At 73.8% G+C, this 3,235-nt stretch carries 4 protein-coding genes; 2 read left to right on the top strand and 2 right to left on the bottom strand.

Going from position 1 to position 3,235, the window contains the following annotated elements:
• Positions 1 to 69: 69 nt before the first annotated feature.
• Together KBX08_RS32655 and KBX08_RS32650 are read right to left on the bottom strand one after the other, a co-directional pair.
• Positions 70 to 954, bottom strand: a complete 885-nt coding sequence (locus KBX08_RS32655; protein ID WP_210787617.1) for a hypothetical protein — start codon at positions 952 to 954, stop codon at positions 70 to 72.
• 24 nt (positions 955 to 978) lie between these two features.
• Positions 979 to 1,500, bottom strand: a complete 522-nt coding sequence (locus KBX08_RS32650; RefSeq protein ID WP_210787616.1) for a VOC family protein — start codon at positions 1,498 to 1,500, stop codon at positions 979 to 981.
• A 49-nt stretch (positions 1,501 to 1,549) separates the two neighbouring features.
• Between KBX08_RS32650 and KBX08_RS32645 the strand changes: the two genes are divergently transcribed.
• Positions 1,550 to 2,011: a MarR family winged helix-turn-helix transcriptional regulator gene (locus KBX08_RS32645; protein WP_030333595.1), complete on the top strand. Its 462-nt coding sequence runs from the start codon at positions 1,550 to 1,552 to the stop codon at positions 2,009 to 2,011.
• 57 nt (positions 2,012 to 2,068) lie between these two features.
• The coding region (locus tag KBX08_RS34255; RefSeq protein WP_307850716.1) for a tetratricopeptide repeat protein at positions 2,069 to 3,235 on the top strand (1,167 nt) is incomplete at its 3' end.

Here is a 3,235-nt window from a genome sequence, read left to right as displayed (position 1 = left end):
GAATAACCCTTATGCCGGAGCAGAAAGTGCAAGATCGCGTGGGGCGAGGGTGGGACGGGGGTGGGGCGCTCAGCGCGTCAGGGTGATGATCTCGTCGCCGGCCAGCCGCCCGGACTCGCGATCGCGTCGCACGGCGCCGGCGTCGACAAGGTCGGCGAGCGCCTGGTTGGCATCGGCGGCACGGTAGACGGTCGCGGTGAGGGTGTGCCGGCGCAGCTCGGTCACCGGCCGCGCCCCGCCCGCCCGCAACTCGGCCAGCAGCTCGTGGGCCAACGGTTCGAGGTCGGGTTCGCCGACCACGTCGACAGTCGTACCGGTCGGGTCGAGCGGGTCGCGGTAGCGCACGTCGAGGTCCGCGCCGACCGCCCACAGCGCGTCACGGACCGCCTCCAGGCTCCGGTCGGAGCGGCTGCCGAACGCGATCACCCCGGCGGCCTCGCCACCGGGCAGCACCGGTGCCACCTCGGCGACCAGGGGAAACCCGGCGGAGACGAGCACGTCTCGGGCGCTGTCGGTGGTGTGCAGCAGCAGCTCTCCGGTCCGGCCGTTGGTCGTGGCGGTGAGCAGCTTCGGCGTCACCGCGCCGGGCAGGTCCACGAAGGAGAACAGCGGCGCGCCGGCCGCCCCGGCGGCCTTCACCGCGACCGGCAGCCGGTACGGCTCGCCGGCCAGCAGGTGCACTGTGACCTCGGCGGGCAACTCCGCCTCGATCGGGCCGAGTCGGGCCGGCAGGTCGGCGGCGGCGTCGGCCAGCACCAGCACCGTCACCTGCCGGCCGCGCACCTGGTCGCCGTGCGTGGCGACCAGGCGTAGCGCGGCCTCCGCGCTGCCCGCGTCGGCGCCCGCGAGGGCTATGGTGGCCCGCCGGGAGCGGTGCAGGGCCGCGGGCAGCCAGGTCGTCAACTGGCGGACCAGCAACTCGCGGAGGAAATCATTGGTCCGGTCGGTCGGCATCGGTCCGTTCTACCGTACGGGCGGTCAGGCCGGGACGGAGATCCCCACCCCGCCCCGGGTCTGCCCGCCGTAACGCTGCCGCTCGGCGTCCAGGTCGAGCCGACCGATCTGCTTGCGCGCGGCCAGCGCGGTGTCGTCGAGCAGGTCGGCCGGGATCAGCCAGACCACCTCGAACTCCAGGCCGTCCGGGTCCTTGCCGTAGAGGCTCTTGGTCGTGCCGTGGTCGGAGGTGCCGACCAGTGCGCCGGCTGCGGCGAGCCGCTCGGCGGTGGCGGCCAGCTCGTCGAGCGTGTCCACCTCCCAGGCGAGGTGGTAGAGGCCGACGGTGGACCGGCCGGCGGTCGACCGCCCGGCGCCCGCGCCGATCTCGAAGAGGCCGAGGTCGTGGTCGTTGGTGGAGTCGGGGGCCTGGAGGAAGGTGGCGCCCCGGAAGCCGTCCGGGGTCATCGCCACCGGGCGGAAGCCCAGCACGTCGCTGTAGAACGCGACGCTGCGGGCGAGGTCACTGACGTAGAGGACCGCGTGGTTGAGCCGGTGGATACCCATGGCCCGACACTAGCGCGCTTTAGTTGAACATTCAACCATCGGGAGTATGATGGCGGTCATGACCCGCTGGTTGGACCCTGACGAGCAGCGCACCTGGCGCGCGTACCTCACCGCCTCCCGGGTGCTGATGGACACTCTCGACCGTGAGCTGCAACGCGACGCGGGCATGCCGCACGCGTACTACGAGATCCTGGTCCAGCTCTCCGAGGCCCCCGGTCGGCAACTGCGCATGAGCCAGTTGGCGCAGGCCGCGGGGTCGTCGCGCAGCCGGCTCTCGCACGCAGTGGCCCGGCTGGAGGCCGCCGGCTGGGTGCGCCGCGAGGACTGCCCCACCGACCGGCGGGGGCAGATCGCGCTACTCACCGACGAGGGTTTCGCCACCCTCGCGGCCGCCGCACCCGGCCACGTCGAGGGGGTACGCCGACACCTGTTCGACGCGTTGAGCCCCGCCCAGGTCGACCAGCTACGCCGGATCAGCGAGACCCTGGCCGAGCACCTGACCGGATCCTGACCAATCGACACCGGCGCGGGTCTTGTACTTACCGTCGTCGGATGAGCACGATGGGGCGTGTCTTCCGGCTTCGGTGAACTGACTGATCAGGCGCACCACCTCGTGTCCTCCGGCGATCTTGCCGGCGCACAGCAACTGCTGTCCGACGCGCTCACCGACGCCGACCCCCGCCCGGCCAACGCCACCCCCGAGCTGGCCGAGGCGGCCAGCCTCCAGGCGCGGGTGCTGATCGCTCTCGGTGAGCCGCACTCCGCCCGCGGGTGGGCCGCCTTCGCGTACGCGGCCAGCACCCGCCTGCACGGCCGCGCCGACCCGCGCACGGTGGCCGCCGCGGCGACCCTGGCCGCGGTGCTGCACCGGGTCGGCAGCCACTCCCGGGCGGCGCGGCTCTACCAGGAAGTCATCATCGAGCTGACCGCACAGGACGGCCCGGAGTCACTGCGGGTGCTCGCCGCGCACGCCGACCTGGCCACCGTCGAGTACGCGCGCGGCCAGTGCACTGTGGCCCGCGACCGCCTCCAGGACGCCTGGGAGCTGCACCGCGAGGTGTACGGCGACGGGCACCCCAGCGGCATCAAGATGCTGGCGCGGCTCGGAGCGATGCAGCGCGACTGCGGGCAGTTCGCCGAGGCACACGACAACCTGGCGCTCGCCCGCGAGCTGTGCCGACAGCACCTGCCCGCCGACGACCCGCTGGCCACCCAGGTGGCGGCCCTGGCCCGGGCAGCGGCCAGTCCCGACCACGCCTGTGCCGACGACCCGCCCACGGCTCGGGACACGCCGGTCGTGCCGGCCGCCCGCGTCCCACCGCACGGCGACGGGCCGGCCGAATCCGGCTACCACCCGCAGGCAGCCGCGACCCACCACGCCGGGGCGGTGCCGAACCCCCGGCTGCCCTCCGACGAGGCGGTCGGGTCAACGGGGAGCAGATGGTCGACCGAAGCGGCGGACGAGCCGTCGCCCCAGCCCACCGACCCTCCGGTGCCCCCGTCGGTGGTCGGGCTGGCCGGCGGCACGCAGGAGCAGCCCGGGGTGTACCGGCTGCACCGACCCGCCGACCCGTACGCGTCGCCCAACCCGAACCCGCCGCCCGAGCAGCACCAACCGTCCAACCCGTACGCCCGGCCAGACCCGGACCACTCATCCGACCCGTACGCCCGGCCCGATCCGTACGCGCAGGTCGAGCCGTACACGCCGTCGCGGCTGCTGCCGGTGCCCGTGCAC

The sequence above is a fragment of the Micromonospora sp. H61 genome, assembly GCF_018070325.1.
Taxonomy (GTDB): domain Bacteria; phylum Actinomycetota; class Actinomycetes; order Mycobacteriales; family Micromonosporaceae; genus Micromonospora; species Micromonospora salmantinae.
The sequence above is the reverse complement of the archived record's forward strand: the minus strand, read 5'-3'. Positions and strand labels throughout refer to the sequence as shown.